Here is a 21,164-nt window from a genome sequence, read left to right as displayed (position 1 = left end):
TGTGCCGTCGTGAACGCCTCCCGTACGATCGCGCCGGTCACCGGCGCGGCCACCCGCTTCCTCGGCGGCGCCGGGCTGCTGCTGCGCGGCTTCGGCATGTACGTCCGCAGCCCGAAGCTGATGCTGCTCGGCGTGATCCCGGCGCTGATCACCGGCGCGCTCTACGTGGCCCTGTTCGCCACGCTGCTCTACTTCGTGGACGACCTGGCGGGCTGGCTCACCCCGTTCGCCGACGACTGGTCGTCGCCCTGGCGCAATCTGCTGCGGGTCGCCGCCGGGCTGGCGGTGGTCGGGGTCGCCGGGCTGGTCGGGGTGCTCACGTTCACCGCCGTCACGCTCGTCATCGGCGACCCGTTCTACGAGGCGATCTCGGAGCGGGTCGAGGACCGCCTCGGCGGCACCCCCGGCGCCGTGGACGTGCCGTTCTGGTCCTCGCTGCGACGCAGCCTCGCCGACTCGCTGCGCCTGGTGGCGCTGTCCGCGCTGATCGGCGTACCCCTGTTCGCCGCCGGTTTCATCCCGGTGGTGGGACAGACGGTGGTCCCGGTGGTCGGCGCCCTGGTGGGTGGCTGGTTCCTGGCGCTGGAGCTGGTCGGCGCGCCGTTCTACCGGCGCGGGATGCGGCTGCCGGACCGGCGGGCACGGCTGCGCGCCGACCGCCCGACGGCGCTCGGCTTCGGGGTGGCGGTCTTCCTGTGCTTCCTGATCCCGCTCGGCGCGGTGCTGGTCATGCCGGCCGCCGTGGCCGGGGCCGCGCTGCTGGCCCGCCGGTCGCTGGGCCAGCCCATCGAGGAGAGCTGAGATGGACACCGTCCTGATCGAGGGGGACATCACCGCGCAGCAGGTCGACGCGATAGTCAACGCCGCCAACTCGTCGCTGCTCGGCGGCGGGGGAGTGGACGGCGCGATCCACCGGCGCGGCGGACCGGCGATCCTGGAGGAGTGCCGGGCGCTGCGCGCCTCCCGGTACGGGCGCGGGCTGCCCACCGGCCAGGCCGTCGCCACCACCGCCGGCAACCTGCCCGCCCGCTGGGTGGTGCACACGGTCGGGCCGGTCTTCTCGCCGGGCGAGGACCGCTCGGCGCTGCTGCGCGACTGCTACGCCAACAGCCTGCGGGTCGCCGACGGGCTGGGCGCCACCCGGATCGCGTTCCCGCTGATCTCCGCCGGGATCTACGGCTGGCCGGTCGAGGACGCGGTGGCGCAGGCGCTCACCGTGCTGCACGCGGCCACCCCGGAGCACGTCACCGAGGCGCGGCTGGTGCTGTTCGGCGCCGATACGTACGCCACTGCGGTGCGGGTGGCCGCCGGGCTCAGCTGAGCGTGCGCCGGCACGACCACTGGCTGTCCACCGGCCGGTAGCCGAGCCGCTCGTTGACCGCCAGCATCGGCGCGTTCACCTCGTGGTTCGAGGTGTACGCGGTGCGAGCCCCGCGCGCCGCCGCACGGTGAAGCGCGGCCTGCTTGGCCAGCCGGGCCAGCCCCCGCCCCCGGTACGCGGGCAGCGTGCCGGTGAAGTCCGACCACATCCGCTCGCCGTCCCGCTGGACCAGGGTCAGCGCGACCAGTTCCCCGTCCACCTCGGCGAGCGTGCTCGCCTCCCGGTCCAGCCCCGGGTTGTCCCAGCACTCGTACCGCCACAGGTCGAAGCCGAGCGAGTCCGTCGGCACGTCCCCCGGCTCGTCCCGGGACGCCTCGGCGTCGACCCGGTGCACCAGACGCGGGTCGAGCCCGGCGGCGGACACCAGCCGTACGCCCGGCGGCGGCTGCGGCATCGGCGGGGGCGTGCTCAGGTCCAGCGCCGAGTAGCGCACCTCCCGGCTGGGCGTGAAGCCGTGCCGCTGCGCGAACGGCAGCGACTCGGTATGCGCGTAGGTGAGCACCTCGGTGGACCCGAGCGTCAGCAGGTGCCCGAGCGCGGTGTCGAACAGCGCCGCGCCGGTGCCGTGGCGGCGATGCGCCGGGTGTACGTGCAGCAGGGAGATCATCCCCACGCCGGGCGTCGAGGTCTGCGTGTTGCGGTACGCCGACGCCCAGCCGACGACCTCGCCGTCCGTCTCGGCGACCCAGGCCGCCCAGTCCTCGCCGGGCGGCGGTTCGGCGATCATGCGGCGGGTCGACTCGACGCCGCGCACCAGATAGGGGAAGACGAGCGCGCGCAACGCCACCACGGCGGGCGCGTCGTCGGGGCGGGCGGGACGGATCTCGGCTGCGTTCATCCGGCGGACCCTAGACCCGCCGCCACCCGCGCCGCGACCGGTTAACGCGGGGCGGGCTGTTAAGAAGGGCCCCCTCCTCTACCGGAGGCGTTAAGAGGGGGCCCTTCCTTACGCGGACTCGCGCAGCACCAGCTCGGTGGGCAGCACCAGCGCCTGCTCGACCGTCTCGCCCGCCGCGATGCGCAGCAACTGCCGGGTCATCGACCGGCCCAGCTCCACTATCGGCTGCCGCACGGTGCTCAGCGGCGGCTCGGTGTACGCGGCCGTCTCGATGTCGTCGAACCCGATCACCGCCACGTCCTCGGGCACCCGCCGCCCGGCCTCCCGCAGCGTCCGCAGGGCGGCGTGCGCCATCAGGTCGGAGGCGGCGAAGACGGCGTCCAGTTCCGGGTCGGCGGCGAGCAGCTCGCGCATCGCGGCGGTGCCCGACTCCCGGGTGAAGTCGCCGTACGCGACCAGCTCCGGCAGCCCGGCCTCGGTGATCGCGCTGCGGTAGCCGATCAGCCGCTCGATTCCGGCGACCATGTCCTGCGGCCCGGCGATGGTGGCGATCCGACGGCGTCCGCTCGCGATCAGGTGCTGGACCGCCGTGCTCACGCCGCCTTCGTGGTCGACGTCCACGTACGGCACGTCGGCGCCGTCGAGCGGCCGTCCGCTGCACACCACCGGGATGCCGAGGCGGGCCAGCCGGCCGGGCAGCGGGTCCTCGCCGTGCAGCGAGGCGAACAGCACCCCGTCGACGTGCCGCCCGGTGGTGTACCGCTCGACCCGTTCGTGTCCGGCCGGTGAGCCGGCGAGCATCAGCACGAGCTGCTTGTCCGCCGCCTCCAGCTCCTGCGCCGCGCCCCTGATGATGCCCGGGAACACCTGGTCGTCGGAGAAGACCCGGGTGGCCGCCTCGGGCAGCACCAGCGCCACCGAGTCGGTCCGCTGGGTGACCAGGCTGCGGGCGGCGAGGTTCGGGACGTACCCGAGTTCCTCGACCGCCCGGCGTACCGCCTGCCGGATCGGCTCGGCCACAGTGGTCGAGCCGTTCACCACCCGGGAGACGGTGGCCCGGGACACGCCGGCCAGCCGGGCCACCGCCTCCAGGGTCGGTCGCTGTGCCGTCGTCATCCCCGTAACCACCACCTCGTCACAGCCCGTTCCGGGCGATCACCTCCTGGTACCAGCGGGCGCTGTGCTTTGGTGTGCGCCGCTGGGTCAGGTAGTCGACGTGGACGATCCCGAATCGCTTCCGGTAACCCTCGGCCCATTCGAAGTTGTCCAGCACCGACCATACGAGATAACCGCGCAGGTCCACGCCGCGGGCGATGGCTTCGTGCGCGGCGCGCAGGTGCCCGTCGAGGTAGGCGACCCGGTCGGTGTCCGCCACCCCGCCCTGCTCGTCGAGGTCGGTGTCCGGAAACGCCCCGCCGTTCTCGGTGATCATCAGGGGCAGCCCGGGGTGGTCGGCGGCCACCCGTTCCAGCAGCCGGGTCAGCCCGGCCGGCTCGATCGACCAGCCCATGTCGGTGAGCGGCCCGGCCGGCGGCAGGAACTCGACGGTCCCGGCGGTGCCCGGGTACGCGTCGCCGCCCGCGCCGCCCGCCCGCCCGGCCACGTAGGTGGGCGCGTAGTAGTTCAGGCCGAGCAGGTCCAGCGGCGAGGCGATCAGCTTCTCGTCCCCGTCCCTGATGAAGTCCGGCGCGACGATCCGGCCGACGTGGGCCAGCACGTCCGCCGGGTAGCCGCCGCCGGTGAGCGGGTCCAGGAAGATCCGGTTGTGCAGGCCGTCGACCAGCCGTACCGCCTCGGCGTCAGCGGCGCTCGCGGCGTCCGCCGGCTGCACGTCGGCCAGGTTGAGCGTGATCCCCAGCGTCTCCACGCCGGCCGCGCGCAGCGCCCGCGCCGCCAGGCCGTGGCCGAGCAGCAGATGGTGTACGGCCCGGAACGCGTCACCGGCGTTCCGCCGCCCCGGCGCGTGCACCCCGGAGCCGTACCCGAGGTAGGCCGAGCACCACGGCTCGTTGAGCGTGGTCCAGGTGCGGACCCGGTCGCCGAGGCGGCCGTGCACGGCGAGCGCGTACTCGGCGAAGTGCTCGGCGGTCTCCCGGACGGTCCAGCCACCCCGGTCCTCCAGCGCCTGCGGCAGGTCCCAGTGGTAGAGCGTGACGATCGGGTCGAGGCCGGCGTCCAGCAGCGCGTCGGTCAGCCGGTCGTAGAAGTCGAGCCCGCGCGGCTCGACCGGGCCGGTGCCGTCCGGCCGCACCCGGGGCCAGGACACCGAGAACCGGTACGCCCGCAGCCCCAGCTCGGCCATCAGCGCGACGTCCTCGGCGTACCGGTGGTAGTGGTCGCAGGCCACGTCGCCGGTGTGGCCGGCGAACACCGCGCCCGGCGTACGGCTGAAGGTGTCCCAGATCGACGGACCGCGACCGTCCTCGCGGGCGGCGCCCTCGATCTGGTACGCGGCGGTGGCCCCGCCCCAGACGAAGCCCTCCGGGAATCGGACGTTGCTCATGCCTTGACCGCACCTTCCATGATGCCGCCGATGATCTGGCGGCCGAAGACGATGAACACCAGCAGCAGCGGCAGCGTGGCGATGGCCGTGCCGGTGAACACCTGCGACATGTCCTGGTAGTACCCGTCGGAGAGGGCCCGCAGCGACAGCTGCACCGTCGGGTTCTCCGGGTCGTTCAGCACCGCGTACGGCCACAGGAAGTCGTTCCAGGTGGTCATGAACGTGAGCAGGCCGAGCACGGCGGCGGCCGGGCGCAGCGCGGGCAGCACCACGTTCCAGTAGATCCGGGCGGTGTTGCAGCCGTCCATCCGGGCCGCCTCGATCAGTTCGGTGCTGACCGCCTGGCCCGCGTACTGGCGCATCATGAACACGCCGAAGCCGGTGACCAGCGCCGGCACGATCACGGCGGGCAGCCGGTCGTTCCAGTTCAGCTTCGTCATGAGCAGGTAGAGCGGGATCACGCCGAGCTGCGTCGGGACCATCATGGTGGCGACGATGACCAGCAGCAGCGCGTTGCGCCCCCGGAAGCGCAGCTTGGCGAACGCGAACCCGGCCAGCGTGGAGAAGAACACCACCGAGATCGTGACGGTGGTGGCCACGATCGCCGAGTTGATCAGGCCGGTCAGGAAGTACGCGTCGGTGTTGTCGAACAGCCGGGCGATGTTGGCGCCGAGGTTGCCGCCGGGGGTGAGCGGCGGCGGCACCTGGCCCATCGTGTCGCTGGTGCGGCTGGCCACCACGAACATCCAGTAGATCGGGAAGATCGACAGGACGGCCGAGAGCGTCAGCGCCAGGTAGGTGAGCCGGCTTGCCGACCAGAGGCGGGTCATCGGGAGACCTCCTTGCGGGAGCCGCCGCCGAGCCGGCGCAGGAGCAGGACGTTTATCGCCGCGACCACGGCGATCAGCGCGAACAGCAGCCAGGCGACCGCCGACCCGTAGCCGAAGTTGTAGTGCGGCGCGAAGGCGTTCTCGAACATGTACATGGTCACCGTCTGCGACTCCCGCAGCGGTCCGCCGCGGATCGCGTTGGTGCCGGAGTTGAACATCCGCGGCTCGGTGAAGAGCTGAAGGCCGCCGATGGTGGAGATGATGACCGCGAAGATGATCGTGGGCTTGAGCAGCGGCACCGTGATGGACCAGAACTGGCGGGCCCGGCCGGCGCCGTCGATCGCCGCCGACTCGTACAGGTCGCGCGGGATGGCCTGCATGGCGGCCAGGAAGATCAGCGCGTTGTAGCCGGTCCAGCGCCAGTCGACCATCGTGGAGATGGCGACCCAGGCGGCGAACCGGTTCGCCTTCCAGTCGATCGCGCTGATCCCGACGTGGTCGAGCACCCAGTTGATCATGCCGAACTCGCGGCCGAACAGGACTGCGAACACGATCGCCACGGCGGCGGTCGAGGTGACGTTCGGGATCAGCACCGCCATCCGCCAGGTGGTACGGGCGCGCAACTGCCGGTTGAGCAGGTTGGCCAGCCAGAGCGCGGCGAGCAGCTGCGGGACCGTGGAGATCACGAAGATGCCCAGCGTGTTGACCACCGAGTGCCAGAAGTCCGAGTCGGCGAGCAGCTGGGTGTAGTTGTCGAAGCCGATGTACGGGTGCTCGGCGCCGAGCAGGTCCCAGTCGTGCAGCGAGACCCAGAACGTGTACGCCAGCGGGTACGCCCCGAAGACGCCGAACAGCAGGAAGAACGGGGCGATGAACAGGTACGGCGAGTACTTCGTGTCGAGTCGGCTGAGCCGGTTGCCCAGGCCGGGACGGGTGGGGCGGGGTGCCGGTGCGACCGGCGGGCGGGCGTCGAGCTGGACGGCCATGACCCGGGACTCCTTTCCGCCGTGCGGGCGGCCCCCGTGGCCGGGTGGCCGCCCGCACGCGCTGCTCGGGTTACTTGGCGGCGGCCTTCTCGGCGTTGGCGACCGCGTCGGTCCAGCCCTGTTCCGGGGAGCGCTTGCCCAGCTCGACGCTGCGGACGGCGTTCTCGACCTCGGTGCGTACGGCCTGGTTCTTCGGTCCCATGTAGACCGGCTTCAGGCTCTTGGCGCCCTCGGCGAAGATCTTCCCGACCGGCGCCTCGGAGAAGTAGGCGTTCTTCGAGTCGAGGATCGCCGGGTCCTCCAGCGCCTGCGGCGAAGAGGGCAGGGGACCCTTCGCCTTGAACGCGCCGATCTGGCCCTTGGCGCTGGTCAGGAACTTGGCCAGCTCGATCGCCTCGGCCTGGTGCTTGCTCTGCTTCGGCACCGCGAGGAACGAGCCGCCCCAGTTGCCGCCGTTGCCGGGGATCTGGGCGATGTCCCACTTGCCCTTGGCGGCCGCGCCCGCGTTGCCCTCGATCACGCCGGTCATCCAGGCCGGGCAGGCGATGGTGGCGAACTTCGACTGCTTGAACGCCGACACCCACTCCTCGGACCAGGAGCCGTACTTGCCGGACAGCCCCGAGTCGATGATGTCCATCGTGGTGTCGTACGCCTGCTTCACCGCCGGGTTGCTGCCGACGACCAGGTTGTTGCTGGTGTCGTAGTAGCTGTAGCCGCTGCTGTTGCCGGCGGTCTGGAGCAGGATCGTGTTGAAGGTGTTGGTCGCGGCGTCCAGGAACGACGCGCCCGTCTTCTTCGCGGTGAACTGCTCGCCGACCTTGATGTAGTCCTGCCAGGTGGGCCAGAGCTTGGACACGGCCTCCCGGTCGGTGGGCAGGCCGGCCTTGGCGAACAGGTCGGTGCGGTAGCACATCGCCATGCCGCCGACATCAGTGCCGAGGCCGATGAGCTGCTTGCCGTCGGCGGTGAGTCCCTGGTTCCACTTCCAGTCGAGGAAGTTGCCCTTCAGGTCGGCCGCGCCGTGGTCGAGCAGGTTGACGAAGTTCTGCGGGTTGGCCTTGTACTCGACGAGCAGGCCCTCCTCGATGGCGACCACGTCACCGGCGCCCTTGCCCGCGGCGAGCCACTGGGTGAGCTTCGGGGAGTACTCGTCGAGGTTGCCGCCGGTGCCGCGCTCGACGATCTTCACGCCGGGGTGGCTGGCCATGTACTCCTGGTAGAGATCGGCGTAACCGAACTGGCCGAAGACGTCGACGGTGAGCGTTATCGGCCCGTCGGCGGCGGCATCGTCGCCGCCGCCGCAGGCGGTGGTGCCGAGCAGCGCGGTGGCGGCGACCACTGCAACCGCCGCCAGGCGGCGGCGCGTGAAGGTGAGCATGCTGTCCTGACCTCTCGGGTCGTCGAAACGGGTGGTGGAAGGCGGTTCCGGAACTTAGAGAGCGCTCTCACGACAGCGTGGTGGAGGGTCACGGACCTTGTCAAGAGAGCGCTCTCAGAGCTGTCCGAAAAGAAACGGAGAGGGGCGCCCGCCGCCCCTCTCCGTCCGGTGCCCGTCGTCAGCCGACCCGCAGGCCCCCCAGCAGGGCCGGGTCGCCCGCCACGTCCAGCGCGTCGAAGCTGATCCGGCCCATCAGCGCCAGCAGCAGATCGCTCGCCGTGCCGGCCACCTGTGCCCGGGCCCGGTGGTCGTCGTGGTCCAGGATCGTCGCGGTGTCCAGCAGCGCGACCCCCTCACCCCGCAACCGCAGGTACCACTCCTGGGCCGCGTCGGTCGCGGTCAGCTGCACCACGCCGCGCCACTGCCCGGGCTGCACCCGCCGGCCCGCCGGCAGCCAGGTGTCCAGCACCTCGCTCACCCCGTCGGCCGCGAGCTTCGCCTCGATCGGATCACCCGCACCGATCGCGAGCTGGGCGTCCCAGCGGTGCACGGCCGTCTCGTGCGCCATCCGGCGCGGCCAGAAGGCCGCCTTCTTCGGCTGCGGCGCGAAGTTCCAGGCCGGCGCCTCCGGATCCGCCGCCTCCAGCAGCGCGGTGATCCGCTCGTACTCCCGCACGTACCACTGGGCCGGCGTCAGGTCCGCCGGCGGCTCCGGGTCGTGCCGCTCCGGGCGGGTGGTGCCACCGGCGGTCAGCACGGTGCCCGCCCAGACGTACACGCGGGTCAGGTGATGGGCGAGATCGGTGACCGTCCAGCCGGGACAGGACAGCACGGGTGTCTCGGGCGGCGCCTCCGAAACCGCCGCGGCGAAGGCGGGACCCTCCGTGCGCAGCGCGCCGATCCAGAAGTCCTTCGTGTGGTGCAGTCTGCTCATCGCCATCCTCCCGGGGGTGACCGGGCCACCAGTGGGTGCGCCGGCTACCCCTCAGCCTAGGGTGAAAGGCGTGTCAGACGTCTACGCCGAACCGGCTACTGCCGGTGAACCGACCGATCCGGCCACCCTGGCGCGCTACACCACGCTCCGGCTCGGCGGACCCGCCGGGCGGCTGGAGATCGCCGAGGACGCCGCCCAGATCGTGCGAAAAGTGCAGGAAGCGGAGGCCCGCGAGCAGGCCGTGCTGGTGCTGGCGGGCGGCAGCAACGTCGTGATCGGCGATCAGGGCTTCCCCGGCACCGTCGTGCTCGTCCGCTCGCGCGGGTTCCAGGCCGTGGCCGAGGAGGGCGACACCGTCACGGTACGTGTCGAAGCCGGCGAGCCGTGGGACGACTTCGTCGCCGCCACCGTCGAGCGCGGCTGGTCCGGGCTGGAGTGCCTCTCCGGCATCCCCGGCTCGGCCGGCGCGACACCGATCCAGAACGTCGGCGCGTACGGCCAGGAGGTCGCCGAGACCATCGTCGCCGTCGAGGCGTACGACCGGACCGAACGCCGGGTGGCGCGGATCGCGGCTGCCGACTGCGGGTTCGTCTACCGGGGGAGCATCTTCAAGTACAGCGACCGCTGGGTGGTGCTCTCGGTCGACTTCCGGCTCACCCGGTCCCCGCGCTCCGGCCCGGTTCGCTACGCCGAACTGGCCCGGGCGCTCGGTGTCGAGGTCGGCGACCGGGTGCCGCTGGCCGAAGCCCGGGCCACCGTGCGGAAGCTGCGCGCCGGCAAGGGCATGGTGCTGGACGCGGCCGACCCGGACACCTGGTCGGTCGGCTCGTTCTTCACCAACCCGGTGCTGCCGGGCGAGGTGTTCGAGCAGGTACGGGAACGCGCCGCCGAGGTGGGTGAGCCGCCGCACTGGCCGGGCGCCGACGGCACGGTGAAGGTCAGCGCCGCGTGGCTGATCGACAAGGCGGGCTTCGGCAAGGGGTACGCGGGCCCGGAGGGCGTCGCCATCTCCAGCAAGCACACGCTCGCGCTCACCAACCACTCCGGCAGCGCCAGCACGGCCGCGCTGGTGGCGCTGGCCCGCGAGATCCGAGACGGCGTCCAGTCCCGCTTCGGCGTAACCCTCCACCCCGAACCAGTCCTGATCAACTGCACCATCTGACCCACGCCCCCGCCCCCTCCCACTCCCCCTCCCACCCCCGCGATCTTGCACTTCCGGCCCTCGGTCCGAGCGTTTTGACCCGTATTGCCGGGGCAGCAAGTGCAAGATCAACACTTGTCTCGAAGGGTTCCGCCGAGGGTTTCAGGGGAGGGGTGACGTCTCCCTTGATCTTGGAGTTGTGGTGGCTCGTGAACTGGGCCAAACGGGGCAAGGTGGGCGCCACAAGTCCAAGATCGGCGGGGCGGTGGGCGGTGGGCGGGGGCGGGCGGGTCAGCGGGGGGAGATGGCGGGCCAGGGGAGCGTGAGGTTGCCGTGGCGCCACGTACGAGGGCTGTCCTGGACGGGCCAGCCTGACTCCTTCACCGCCTCTACCGTCCGCAGCCAGCGCTGGCGAGGGCCGAACGGGGCGTAGCCGGCGGCCGCGCGCCACGCCTGCTCCAGCGCCTCGATCAGGTCGTGGATGCGTTCGCCCGGCACGTTGCGGTGGATCAGCGCCTTCGGCAGCCGCTCGGCGAGCGTGGCCGGGCTCTCCAGCGTGGTCAGCTTCGCCGACAACGTGAGCGTGAGAGGGCCGGTGGCGTCCAGCAGCACCCAGGAGCCGAGCCGCCCCAGCTCGTCGCAGGTGCCCTCGACCAGCAGCCCGCCGGGCGCGAGCCGCCCGGTGACTGTGTGCCAGGCGTCGGCCACCTCGCTCTCGTCGTACTGGCGGAGCACGTTGAACGCCCGCACCAGCGCGGGACGCAGTCCGGCCAGCTCGAAGCCGCCCCTGGCGAACGTCAGCCCGGGCGGGTCGGCGGCGGGCAGGGCGGCGGCGACGCGTACCGGATCGATCTCCAGGCCGACCACCCGCACGTCGGCGCGGACGCCGGACGCCAGCCGGGCGCGCAGCTCGACCGGGGTGACCGGGGTGGCGCCGTAGCCGAGGTCGACCACGAGCGGGTCGGCGGCGGCACGCAGCGCGTCGCCGCAGGTCTCGACGACCCAGTTGTCCACCCGCCGGAGCCGGTTGGGGTTGGTGGTGCCCCGGGTGGCCACGCCGAGCGGACGCTCCATCAGGACTCCCGGTGCACCTTGTGCTGTGCGGCCTGGGCCAGCGGGCGGACCACGAGCCGGTCGATGTTGACGTGGTGCGGGCGGGTCGCGCACCAGGCCACGCAGTCGGCCACGTCGTCGGCCACCAGCGGTTCGGCGACACCGGCGTAGACCGCCTCGGCCCGGTCGGCGTCACCGCCGAAACGGACCAGGCCGAACTCCTCGGTCTTCACCATGCCGGGGTCGATCTCGATCACCCGGACCGGTCGGCCGCACAGTTCGAGCCGCAGCGTGCCGGCGACTGCGGTCTGCGCGTGCTTCGCGGCCGTGTAGCCGCCGCCGCCCTCGTAGACGACGTGCCCGGCGGTGGAGCTGACGATCACGATCGTGCCGGCGCCGGAGCGCTCCAGCGCCGGGAGCAGCGCCTTGGTGACGCGCAGCGTGCCGAGCACGTTGACGTCGTACATCCATTGCCAGTCGCCCACGTCGGCCGTCTCGACCGGGTCCAGGCCGCGCGCGCCGCCGGCGTTGTTCACCAGCAGCGTGACCGGCCCGGGGGCGGCCTCGGCCGCGGCGGCCAGCCCGGCGACCGACTCGTCCGAGGTCACGTCGCAGGCCACCGCGCTCGCCGCGCCGCCGGCCGCCTCGATCTCGGCGACCAGCGCGGCGAGCCGGTCGGTACGCCGGGCGGCGGCGAGCACGTGGAATCCCTCGGCGGCGAGCCGGCGGGCGGTGGCCGCGCCGATCCCGCTGGACGCCCCGGTGACGATGGCGACTGAAGTCATCCGGACATTGTCCACCGCCGCCCGGCCGCGCGCGGTGATGAGGTCCGTCACGCCGGGGACCCGGCGAAGGGCATTTCCGAACCCCGATGGGGAAGATGAGATCCGGCACACGGGTTGACCGAGAAGCGCCGGTCGTGCGGGACGGCATCAACCGTGACAGAGGGAGCGGACGTGGCGGATTTGCACACCGGTGTCGGTCGTCAGCGAGGTGCCCTGCCGTGGCCGCGGCCGCGCCGTATCGCCACGCTCTCGGTGCACACGTCGCCGCTGCACCAGCCCGGCACCGGTGACGCGGGCGGCATGAACGTCTACATCCTGGAGGTGGCCCGGCGGCTGGCCGAGGCCGACGTCGAGGTGGAGATCTTCACCCGGGCCACCGCCGGTGACCTGCCCCCGGTGGTCGAGGTGGCGCCCGGCGTGTCCGTCCGGCACGTCACCGCCGGGCCGCTGGAGGGGCTGACCAAGGAGGAACTGCCGGGCCAGCTCTGCGCCTTCACGGCCGGGGTGCTGCGCGCCGAGGCGGCCCGCCCGCCGGGCCACTACGACCTGATCCACTCGCACTACTGGCTCTCCGGTCAGGTCGGCTGGCTGGCCAAGGAGCGCTGGGGCGTACCGCTGGTGCACACCGCGCACACGCTGGCGAAGGTCAAGAACGCCCGCCTCGCCGCCGGGGACCGCCCCGAGCCGAAGGCCCGCGTGATCGGCGAGGAGCAGGTGGTCACCGAGGCGGACCGGCTGGTCGCCAACACCCGGGTCGAGGCCCGTGACCTGCTCGACCGGTACGCGGCCGACCCGGACCGGGTGGCGATCGTGGAACCCGGCGTCGACCTGGAGCGGTTCCGTCCCGCCGTCGGTGACCGGGACGCCGCGACCCGGGCCGCACGCCGCCGGCTCGGCCTGCCGGCCGACGGGTACGTGGTCGCGTTCGTCGGCCGCATCCAGCCGCTCAAGGCGCCGGACGTGCTGGTCCGTGCCGCCGCCGCGCTGCGTGAACGGGATCCGGCGCTGGCCGACGAGCTGACCGTGGTGATCTGCGGCGGGCCCAGCGGCAGTGGCCTGGACCGGCCCACCGCCCTGATCGAGCTGGCGCACGCGCTCGGCATCGCCGACCGGGTGCGTTTCCTGCCGCCGCAGACCGGCGCGGACCTGCCCGCCCTCTACCGCGCCGCCGACCTGGTCGCGGTGCCGTCGCACAACGAGTCGTTCGGCCTCGTGGCGCTGGAGGCCCAGGCGTGCGGCACGCCGGTGCTGGCCGCCGCCGTGGGCGGCCTGGTCACCGCGGTACGCGACGGCGTCAGCGGCATGCTCATCGACGGCCACGACCCGGTCGACTGGGCCCGGGCGCTGGCGCGCCTGCTGCCCGATCCGGTACGCCGTGCCGCGCTGGGCCGGGGCGCCGAGCGGCACGCCCGGGACTTCTCCTGGCACCGCACCGCCTCCGGCCTGCTCGCCGTCTACGGGGAGGCGATCACCGAGCACCGGGCCCGGCTGGCGCGGCGGCTCGGCGACCCGGCGATGCTGTGCTCCTGGTGATCACCCGTCCGGCGGCCCCGGTCGACCGGTCGTAGAGTGGGTGCGATGAGCCGCAGGAGTGAGGTCGCCGCGCTGATCGAGTCCGTCTGCGCCGAGCGCGAGCTGGAGTGGGAGTCGACCGGCGAGGCGTCGTACGCGGTGACCCTGCCGGGCACGCACAAACTCAAGACGATCTGCAACCTGATCGTGGGCGAGCACGCGCTGCGGGTCGAGGCGTTCGTGATGCGCCAGCCCGACGAGCGCCGCGAGGAGTTGTGGGCCTGGCTGCTGCAGCGCAACGCCCGCATGTACGGCGTCTCGTTCTCCATCGACGCGGTCGGCGACGTCTACCTGACCGGTCGGGTCAACCTGGCCGGGGTCGACGCCGACGAGCTGGACCGGCTGCTGGGCTCCGTGCTGACGTACGCCGACGAGTCGTTCGACAGCATGCTGGAGATCGGCTTCGGCACGGCCATCCGCCGGGAGTGGGAGTGGCGGGTCAAGCGCGGCGAGTCGACTGCCAACCTGGCCGCGTTCGCGCACCTCTTCGAGCCGTCCGCCACTGCCGGATCGCCCGCCGGAGGTTCGGAGCCCTCCTGACGGGTATGCCGCCCCGCGCGGTGCGGAGCATTGGGACCCACCGCGGGCCGAGGACGGACTGTCGAGGAGCGTGTCCCATGGCTCAGCGCAACAGCTCAGGTCGCGGCACGACTGCGACCCGGACCAAGCGGCAACCCGGCAACCAGACGCCGAACACCCCGAGGGTGTCGGAGTCGGCGATCTCCCGGATGAAGGTGGACGACATCCGCAGCCAGCTCAAGCGGCGCGGGGTCTCCGGGATCTCCGCGCTGCGGAAGCCGGAACTGGTGAAGACCCTGGCACGGACGATGCGCGGGGAGGGCGGCGCCGCCCGGCGCAGCTCCGGACCGGCCGGGCGGCCGGCCGCGACCCGCAAGAGCACCGCCGCGAAGAAGACCACTGCCCGCCGGGCCACGTCGCCGGCCAAGTCCGCGCCGGCCGCGCGGGCCACCGGTGCCAGAGCCAAGGCGACGGGTACGCGCAAGGCGGCCCCGCCCCGCGCCAAGGCCACCTCGTCGCGGGCGAACGCGACGCGCGCGAAGGCGGCCCCGTCCCGCGCGAAGGCCACGCCCGCCCGGGCGAAGAAGGCGGCTCCGTCGAGGGCGAAGGCCGCTCCTTCACGCGCCAAGGCGGCACCGGCCCGGAAGGCGACGTCGGCTCGGGCGCAGAGCGCGCCGACCCGTGGGCCGGCGTCCAGCCGGTCGATCGGATCGTCGCAGCTCATCACGTCGCTCGCGGACCGGCCGGAGCGTCCGGGCCGGAGCCTGGTCACCCGTAACCACGAGGTGATCCAGCGCTGGGCGCGGGCGCGGGGCGCGAAGCCGGCCACCATCGCCGGTACCGAGCGTGCGGGCCGGCCCGGGGTGCTGACGTTCAACATCCCCGGCTACCGGGAGAGCAGCCGGATCCGGGAGATCACCTGGGACGACTGGTTCCGGACGTTCGACCTGCGGCGGCTGAACCTGATCTACCAGGAGCAGATGCGGGACGGGCGGCAGAGCAACTTCTTCCGGACCGAGAACCCGAATCGCGAGGACGGCTGAGGTTTACGGGAATGGACCCCGGGAACCCGGTGTTTGCCATCCCAGGGACCGCAGCACGGACAGCCGGATTCCCGACACGGACGCTGTGACGGGCAAGACAGCGATCTGGGTTGAATCCGGAATCTGGGCGAACTAACTTTATTGCACCGCGTCACGCTTGTTTCCGTTCGGGGGAGCGGTGGATCGATCAGATCCGCGCAGGCGAGATGCGAAGATCGGGTGGAGCACGCCGTTGGGGGACGGTGCCACCCGTGGAACCGGCGGCGCGAGCGGGCGACGCTTACGGGGGTGAGTGTCGCCCGCCGCCGCCGGGCGTACGGCAGAGCGCCCATCTCGACGGGGGTCGGGATGGGCGCTCTGCCGTTGTCGGCGCTCAGCGGGCAGACGAGACCGGTTCCACGGCTGCCGCCCGCAGCGCGGCGACCCGGCGCTCCCGGGGCGGCCCGGCGAGCAGGTGCCCGGCGGCGGCCAGCAGCCCGAGCGCGCCGACCACCAGCCAGTGCCGCTCGCCCAGATGTTCCAGGCTGAGCCCGCCCAGCGCCGGCGCGACGAACGACGCGGCCGGGAACGTCAGGTAGAACACCGACTGGTAGCGGGCCCGCAGTTCGGGTGGGGCGAGGTCGGCGTTGATCTGCGCGTTCGGCGGTGCGGCGAGCATCTGCCCGGCCGTCCAGACCACCGCCGCGCCGAGGTAGAGCGGCAGCCCGTCGGCGACTGTCAGCGTGCCGAACCCGAGCGCCATCAGAGCGGTGGAGGCGGCCAGCACCGTCGACTTGCGGTACGGCTCGATGAGCCGGGGCACGAACAGCTGCCCGACCACGATGAGCGCCCCGCCGAGCGCCACCACCAGCCCGTACGCCGACGGGCGCAGGCCGTCCGCGCGCATCGCCAGCGGCATGATCGTCGAGGTCTGCATGGTCAGCACTGCCAGCAGGAACGTCAGCCCGACGAACACCAGGAACGTGCGGTCGGTGAGCGCGGTGTGCAGCCCGGGACGGCGTCCCATCACTGCCCGTGGCGTGAGCGCCGGCCGCCGGGTGAGCGTCTCCGGCACCTTCAGCGCGATCACCACCGCCGCCGCCAGCGTGGCTGCGGCGTCGACCAGGAACAGCGCGGTGAAGCTGGCCTCGGCGAGGATTCCGGCCAGCAGCGAGGCCACCGCCATGCCCAGGTTGAACGCCCAGAACTGCAGGTTGAACGCGCGGGAGCGGCGCGCCTCGGGTACCACGTCCACGATGGCCGCCACGAACGCCGGGCTGGGCATCGAGTGCGCCACCCCGACCAGCGTGGCGAGTACGGCGATCACCGCCAGGTGCGTGGTGAACGCCAGCGCCGCCATCAGCCCGGCGGCGACCAGGTGGGCGGCGAGCAGCGTGGCCCGCCGTCCCCAGCGGTCCGCCAGCACACCGCCGAGCAGCGTGCCGGCCGCGCCGCCGATCCCGTACGCGCCGACCACCAGCCCGGCCAGCGACGGCGGGGCGCCCCGCGCGACGGTCAGGTACAGCGACAGGAACAGCAGCGCGAACGCGCCGGCCCGGTTGATCAGCAGGCCGGACCAGAGGTACCAGAACGTGGCGGGGAGCCCGCCGGCCGTGTCGTCCCACCAGCGCCGCAGGCCGTGCACCAGTCCTCCAGGAAGGTTTCCTTACCGATTCCGTCCCGTACGGTATCCACCCGCCTCGGGGCGGTCGCGTCGGGGCGTACTCAGGAACCGGCCCGGACCGGCGCGGCGGGTGCGGTGGCCGCGGCCTCGGCCGCCTCGGGCGCCGGGGATGCGGTGGCGGTGACCGGCGCGACCGGCGTGCCCACTGCGCGCAGCGCGAGCGCGCGGCGCTCCCGGGCCGGGCCGGAGATCAGGTGGGCGACGGCCGCCACGACGCCGATGCCCGCGCAGCCGAGCCAGAGCGTGCTGTTGCCGGCTTGCTCGCGGACCAGGCCGCCGAGGATCGGCGCGGCGGCGCCGGCGAGCTGCCAGGACAGCGAGAAGACGCCCTGGTAGCGGCCGCGCAGCGCGGTCGGCGACAGCTCCGCGATCAGGGTGGCGTTGGACGGCGAGTTGAGCATCTCGCCGACGGTCCAGATCAGCACGGTCAGGCCGTAGAGCCAGACCGTGTCGGCGAACGCGGTGAGCCCGAAACCGGCGCCCATCACCAGCGACGCGAGCGCCAGCACGTGCGAGCGGCTGCGGCCCTTGATGAGCCGGGGTACGAAGAGCTGGCCGACCACGATGAGCACGCCGTTGAGCGCGATCACCGAGCCGTACGTGGCGGGGCTGAGCCCGGAGTCGCCCATGGCGATCGGCAGCATCGAGATGTGCTGGAGGAACACCAGCGCGGCGAGCAGGTTGAGCGCGACGAAGCCGAGGAACACCCGGTCGGCGAGGATGGTGCGCAGCGCGCCGGCCGGCGCCGGCATCCCCTTGGCCGGCAGTACGGTGACCGGGCCGCGGGTCTCGCCGACCTTGGCGAAGATGATCAGCGCGGTCACGAGTGTGGTGGTCGCGTTCACCAGGAACAGCAGCAGGTAGCTGCCCTGGGCGGCGAAGCCGGCGAGCACGGCGGCGCAGGCGAAACCGAGGTTGATGGCCCAGTAGTTCAGCGAGAAGGCGCGCAGCCGGTCCTTGTCCGGCACCACGTCGACCATCATCGCGCCGAAGGCCGGGCGGGCCGCCTCGGCGAACGCGCCGAGCAGCAGCGCGCCCACGGCGACCGCCCAGAGCGGCCGGGCGAGGCCCAGCGCGATCATCATGCCCGCCGCGCCGACGTGCGCGACGAGCAGCGTGGGCCGCCGTCCCCAGCGGTCGGTCAGGGTGCCGCCGATGGTGGTGCCGACCGCGCCGCCGGCGCCCCAGAGACCGATCACCAGACCGGCCTGGGCGGCGGAGAAGCCGCGTTCCTGGGTCAGGTAGATGGCCAGGAAGATCAGGACGAACGAGCCGAGCCGGTTGATCAGCGTGCCGGCCCAGAGGTACCAGAACGTCCGTGGCAGGCCGCCCGCCGTGTCCTGGAACCAGCCTCGCACTGTCCGCATCCCGACGCCCCCGTGGTGGTAATGACCGACCTGTTTAAAGCGCCTTACAACCTAGTGCCGGGCCGGAGGCGTGGTCATCAGGTTTTCCACGTGGTGGTCGTCACCACCGGTCGGCGCGTGTCCGTCACGCCGGTACGGCAGGATGATCGGCATGACTGCGAGCGAGGGGCCCACCGTCGGGACGCTGGTCCTGCTGCGGCACGGCGAGAGCGACTGGAACGCCAAGAACCTCTTCACCGGCTGGGTCGACGTCGACCTGACCGCCAAGGGAGAGACCGAGGCGCGGCGCGGCGGCGAGCTGCTCCGCGAGCACGACCTGCTGCCGGACGTGGTGCACACGAGCCTGCTGCGCCGGGCCATCCGCACCGCCGAGCTGGCGCTGAACGCCGCCGACCGGCACTGGATCGCGGTGCGCCGGTCGTGGCGGCTCAACGAACGCCACTACGGCGCCCTGCAGGGCAAGAACAAGAAGCAGACCCTCGACGAGTACGGCGAGGAGCAGTTCATGCTCTGGCGCCGGTCGTACGACACGCCGCCGCCGCCGATCGACGACGCGGACGAGTGGTCGCAGGTCGGCGACCCCCGGTACGCGCTGCTGCCGACCGAGCTGATGCCGCGCACCGAGTGCCTGAAGGACGTCGTCGACCGGATGCTGCCCTACTGGTACGACTCGATCGTGCCGGACATCCTGGCCGGCCGGACGGTGCTGGTGGCCGCGCACGGCAACTCGCTGCGCGCCCTGGTCAAGCACCTCGACCAGATCTCCGACGAGGCGATCGCCAAGCTGAACATCCCCACCGGCATCCCGCTGCGCTACGACCTGGACGCCGACCTGCGTCCCCAGGTGCTCGGCGGCACGTACCTGGACCCGGACGCGGCCAAGGACGCCGCCGCCGCGGTAGCCAACCAGGGCCGCTGAGCTTGGTGTAAGGAAGGGCCCCTTTTTAACGCCTGCGGTAAAGGAAGGGCCCCTTATTAACGCTCGCTGTTAATAAGGGGCCCTTCCTTGCACGCGGGGCAGGTCAGGCGGACGTCGAACCGGTGATCAGGTAGACCACGTGCTCGCCCGCGTTCACCGCGTGGTCGGCGAAACGCTCGTAGAAGCGGCCCAGCAGCGTCGCGTCGATCGCCGTCTCCACCCCGTACGGCCAGTCGTCGCCGAGCAGCACACCGAACAGGCTCCTGTGCAGGTCGTCCATCGCGTCGTCGTCGCCGTCCAGCTCGGCGGCCACGTCGGCGTCCGGCTTGGCCAGCACAGCACCGATCTTCTCGGCCATCCGGTCGGCGATCCCGGCCATGTCGGTGAAGACCGGCCGCAGCTCCGCCGGGACGGCCGGGGACGGGTGCCGGCGCAGCGCCGTCTTCGCCACGTGGTCGGCCAGGTCGCCCATCCGTTCCAGATCGGCTGCCACGTGCAGCGCGGTGATCATGGCACGCAGGTCGGAGGCGACCGGCGCCTGCCGGGCCAGCAGGTCGCAGACCCGCTCCTCCACGTGCCGGTACAGCTCGTCGATCTCGGCGTCCCGCGCGATCACCGTCTCGGCGGCCGTCCGGTCGGCGGTCAGCAGACCCTTCGTGGCCTGCCGCATGGCCGCGCGTACCGCCTCGGCCATGTCCACCAGCAACTGGCTGACAATCTGCAGGTCGGCCCGGAACTCGTCGCGCATCGTCACTTCCTGGGGTCGGTGCCGCGACCCCGAGGGGTACGGCGGGAGCAGGTGCGCGCCCCACGCTAGGCCGAACGGTCGGCACCAGGATGAACGTGGGTGAACGACGCGGGGCCCGCAGGTGAACTTTGCCGGAAGCGAGAGTGGTTCGTCCCTTTGTGCCCGATCCCTGGGTTAACAATGACCCTACGATCGCCGGGTGGAATGGGCGGTGGCGGTCGCGGTGGCCGTGGCGCTGGTGACCGGGCTGGTCGCCGGGGCGACGCTGTCCGGACCGGTTGAGCAGTGGCGGCGCCGGCGGGCGTCGCGGGGCGGCGGGACCACCCGTCGTGACGCAGGGAGGCCGACGATTCCGGACGACCAGCAGGGGGGCCTATCCGGGCTCGGACGCAAGACGATCGACTCGCTACGTGCCGGCGTGGTGGTGCTCGGCCCGGACGACGTGCCGGTCCTCGTCAACCCGGCCGCCCGGGCGATGGGTCTGCTGCGTACCGGGGCGACACCCGGCTCGATCGCGGCGCACCCGTTGATCCGTACCCTCGCCGGGCAGGTCCGCCGCACGGGCGTGCGGCGCGAGATCGAGCTGGACCTGCCCCGGGGCCGCGACGGCGGTGGCGACAACCCGCTCGGCGTGCACCTGCGGGCGATGGGACTGGGCTCCGGCTACGTCTCGATCGAGGCGGTCGACGTCACCGAGTCGCACCGTCTCGCCCGGGTACGCCGGGACTTCGTGGCTAACGTCAGCCACGAGCTGAAGACACCCATCGGCGCGTTGCAACTGCTCGCCGAGGCGCTCGTCGACGCCACCGAACCGGCCTCCGACGGCGCGCCCGACCTGTCCGAGGACCTGGTCGCCGCGCGGCGGTTCGCCGAGCGGATCCAGCACGAGTCGACCCGGCTCGGCCGCCTCGTGCAGGAGCTGCTGGAACTGACCCGCCTCCAGGGCGCCGAGCCGCAACCCGCGCCCGAGCCGGTCTCGGTGGACTGGGTGCTCGCCGAGGTCGTCGACCGCACCCGCACCGCGGCCGCCGCCCGCCGGGTGGAGATCGCCGTCGGCGGGCAGCGGGGCCTGACCGTGTACGGCAGCGACAGCCAACTCGCCACCGCGGTGGCGAACCTGGTGGAGAACGCGATCACCTACTCCGGCGAGGACACCACGGTCCGGGTGACGGTCACCGGAACCGACGAACACGTCGAGATCGCCGTGGCCGACCAGGGCATCGGCATCGCCCCGAACGACGTGGACCGGATCTTCGAGCGGTTCTACCGCGCCGACCAGGCCCGCTCCCGCGCGACCGGCGGCACCGGCCTGGGACTGGCCATCGTCAAGCACATCGCCAGCAACCATGGCGGCCGGGTGGACGTGTCGAGCACTCTTGGTGGGGGGTCGACGTTCACCCTCCGGTTGCCCGCCCGCCCCCCGGACGACCTGGAGACGACACTCGCCTCCGCTGGGATCGAGGCCGGCCCGGCCGAGCTCCGGCAGGTCTGACCACAGGAAAGG

At 72.5% G+C, this 21,164-nt stretch carries 20 protein-coding genes; 8 read left to right on the top strand and 12 right to left on the bottom strand.

The features are described from left to right. Positions 1-9 precede the first annotated feature (9 nt). Together PVK74_RS18605 and PVK74_RS18600 are read left to right on the top strand one after the other, a co-directional pair. Positions 10-801 carry an EI24 domain-containing protein gene (locus tag PVK74_RS18605; protein WP_274476892.1) on the top strand — a complete coding sequence of 264 codons (792 nt, stop codon included), beginning with the start codon at positions 10-12 and terminating at the stop codon, positions 799-801. A 1-nt stretch (position 802) separates the two neighbouring features. Beyond that, positions 803-1,321 carry an O-acetyl-ADP-ribose deacetylase gene (locus tag PVK74_RS18600; protein ID WP_069087794.1) on the top strand — a complete coding sequence of 173 codons (519 nt, stop codon included), beginning with the start codon at positions 803-805 and terminating at the stop codon, positions 1,319-1,321. Here the strand turns inward: PVK74_RS18600 and PVK74_RS18595 are convergent. The 7 genes from PVK74_RS18595 to PVK74_RS18565 form a co-directional block, all read right to left on the bottom strand. Next, on the bottom strand, positions 1,314-2,219 hold the full coding sequence (locus PVK74_RS18595) for a GNAT family N-acetyltransferase (protein WP_069087793.1): 906 nt from the start codon (positions 2,217-2,219) through the stop codon (positions 1,314-1,316). The genes PVK74_RS18600 and PVK74_RS18595 overlap by 8 nt on opposite strands. Positions 2,220-2,327: 108 nt before the next feature. Next, entirely contained in the window at positions 2,328-3,335 is a 1,008-nt protein-coding gene (locus PVK74_RS18590) for a LacI family DNA-binding transcriptional regulator (protein ID WP_043328047.1), read from the bottom strand. A 19-nt stretch (positions 3,336-3,354) separates the two neighbouring features. Continuing rightward, on the bottom strand, positions 3,355-4,722 hold the full coding sequence (locus PVK74_RS18585; protein WP_274476890.1) for a GH1 family beta-glucosidase: 1,368 nt from the start codon (positions 4,720-4,722) through the stop codon (positions 3,355-3,357). Continuing rightward, positions 4,719-5,552, bottom strand: a complete 834-nt coding sequence (locus tag PVK74_RS18580; protein ID WP_030504579.1) for a carbohydrate ABC transporter permease — start codon at positions 5,550-5,552, stop codon at positions 4,719-4,721. Before PVK74_RS18580 ends, PVK74_RS18585 begins: the two co-directional genes overlap by 4 nt. Next, the gene (locus PVK74_RS18575) at positions 5,549-6,538 is read right to left on the bottom strand and encodes a carbohydrate ABC transporter permease (protein ID WP_064446692.1); all 990 of its coding nucleotides are present in this window, start codon (positions 6,536-6,538) and stop codon (positions 5,549-5,551) included. The genes PVK74_RS18580 and PVK74_RS18575 overlap by 4 nt, the downstream gene beginning before the upstream one ends. Before the next feature lie 70 nt (positions 6,539-6,608). Next, positions 6,609-7,916 (bottom strand): ABC transporter substrate-binding protein, encoded by a 1,308-nt coding sequence (locus PVK74_RS18570; protein ID WP_187694661.1) that lies wholly within the window; start codon positions 7,914-7,916, stop codon positions 6,609-6,611. Positions 7,917-8,094: 178 nt separating this feature from the next. After that, a complete protein-coding gene (locus PVK74_RS18565) occupies positions 8,095-8,850 on the bottom strand; it encodes a maleylpyruvate isomerase family mycothiol-dependent enzyme (protein ID WP_043328053.1) in 756 nt (251 codons plus the stop codon). A 70-nt stretch (positions 8,851-8,920) separates the two neighbouring features. Between PVK74_RS18565 and PVK74_RS18560 the strand changes: the two genes are divergently transcribed. Further along, entirely contained in the window at positions 8,921-10,012 is a 1,092-nt protein-coding gene (locus PVK74_RS18560; protein WP_043328055.1) for a UDP-N-acetylmuramate dehydrogenase, read from the top strand. 270 nt (positions 10,013-10,282) lie between these two features. On the opposite strand, the gene PVK74_RS18555 is transcribed toward PVK74_RS18560, so the two are convergent. Both PVK74_RS18555 and PVK74_RS18550 read right to left on the bottom strand, forming a co-directional pair. After that, on the bottom strand, positions 10,283-11,065 hold the full coding sequence (locus tag PVK74_RS18555; RefSeq protein ID WP_274476889.1) for a class I SAM-dependent methyltransferase: 783 nt from the start codon (positions 11,063-11,065) through the stop codon (positions 10,283-10,285). Continuing rightward, positions 11,065-11,829 carry an SDR family NAD(P)-dependent oxidoreductase gene (locus PVK74_RS18550; protein WP_064446850.1) on the bottom strand — a complete coding sequence of 255 codons (765 nt, stop codon included), beginning with the start codon at positions 11,827-11,829 and terminating at the stop codon, positions 11,065-11,067. The genes PVK74_RS18555 and PVK74_RS18550 overlap by 1 nt, the downstream gene beginning before the upstream one ends. Before the next feature lie 171 nt (positions 11,830-12,000). Here PVK74_RS18550 and mshA point away from each other — a divergent pair, with 171 nt between their 5' ends. The 3 genes from mshA to PVK74_RS18535 all read left to right on the top strand — a co-directional run bounded on the left by mshA (position 12,001) and on the right by PVK74_RS18535 (position 14,963). Next, complete coding sequence (gene mshA / locus PVK74_RS18545) at positions 12,001-13,362, top strand: D-inositol-3-phosphate glycosyltransferase (RefSeq protein ID WP_043328056.1); 1,362 nt, start codon at positions 12,001-12,003, stop codon at positions 13,360-13,362. Between the two features lie 45 nt (positions 13,363-13,407). Beyond that, positions 13,408-13,941, top strand: coding sequence for a type III secretion system chaperone family protein (locus PVK74_RS18540; protein WP_043328058.1), 534 nt, complete (start codon positions 13,408-13,410; stop codon positions 13,939-13,941). A 77-nt stretch (positions 13,942-14,018) separates the two neighbouring features. After that, positions 14,019-14,963, top strand: a complete 945-nt coding sequence (locus PVK74_RS18535) for a hypothetical protein (protein WP_274476888.1) — start codon at positions 14,019-14,021, stop codon at positions 14,961-14,963. A 373-nt stretch (positions 14,964-15,336) separates the two neighbouring features. Here the strand turns inward: PVK74_RS18535 and PVK74_RS18530 are convergent, their stop codons facing one another. Further along, on the bottom strand, positions 15,337-16,587 hold the full coding sequence (locus tag PVK74_RS18530) for an MFS transporter (protein ID WP_043328060.1): 1,251 nt from the start codon (positions 16,585-16,587) through the stop codon (positions 15,337-15,339). A gap of 80 nt (positions 16,588-16,667) precedes the next feature. Continuing rightward, positions 16,668-17,993 carry an MDR family MFS transporter gene (locus PVK74_RS18525; protein WP_166457608.1) on the bottom strand — a complete coding sequence of 442 codons (1,326 nt, stop codon included), beginning with the start codon at positions 17,991-17,993 and terminating at the stop codon, positions 16,668-16,670. A gap of 151 nt (positions 17,994-18,144) precedes the next feature. On the opposite strand from PVK74_RS18525, the gene PVK74_RS18520 reads away from it, so the two are divergent. Next, entirely contained in the window at positions 18,145-18,912 is a 768-nt protein-coding gene (locus PVK74_RS18520; protein ID WP_043328063.1) for a phosphoglyceromutase, read from the top strand. Positions 18,913-19,015: 103 nt separating this feature from the next. On the opposite strand, the gene phoU is transcribed toward PVK74_RS18520, so the two are convergent. Continuing rightward, positions 19,016-19,660: a phosphate signaling complex protein PhoU gene (gene phoU / locus PVK74_RS18515; RefSeq protein ID WP_064446849.1), complete on the bottom strand. Its 645-nt coding sequence runs from the start codon at positions 19,658-19,660 to the stop codon at positions 19,016-19,018. Between the two features lie 199 nt (positions 19,661-19,859). On the opposite strand from phoU, the gene PVK74_RS18510 reads away from it, so the two are divergent. Beyond that, a complete protein-coding gene (locus PVK74_RS18510) occupies positions 19,860-21,152 on the top strand; it encodes a sensor histidine kinase (RefSeq protein WP_043328065.1) in 1,293 nt (430 codons plus the stop codon). The last annotated feature ends 12 nt before the right edge of the window (positions 21,153-21,164 follow it).

Source organism: Micromonospora chalcea (genome assembly GCF_028768405.1).
GTDB lineage: Bacteria > Actinomycetota > Actinomycetes > Mycobacteriales > Micromonosporaceae > Micromonospora > Micromonospora chalcea.
The sequence above is the reverse complement of the archived record's forward strand: the minus strand, read 5'-3'. Positions and strand labels throughout refer to the sequence as shown.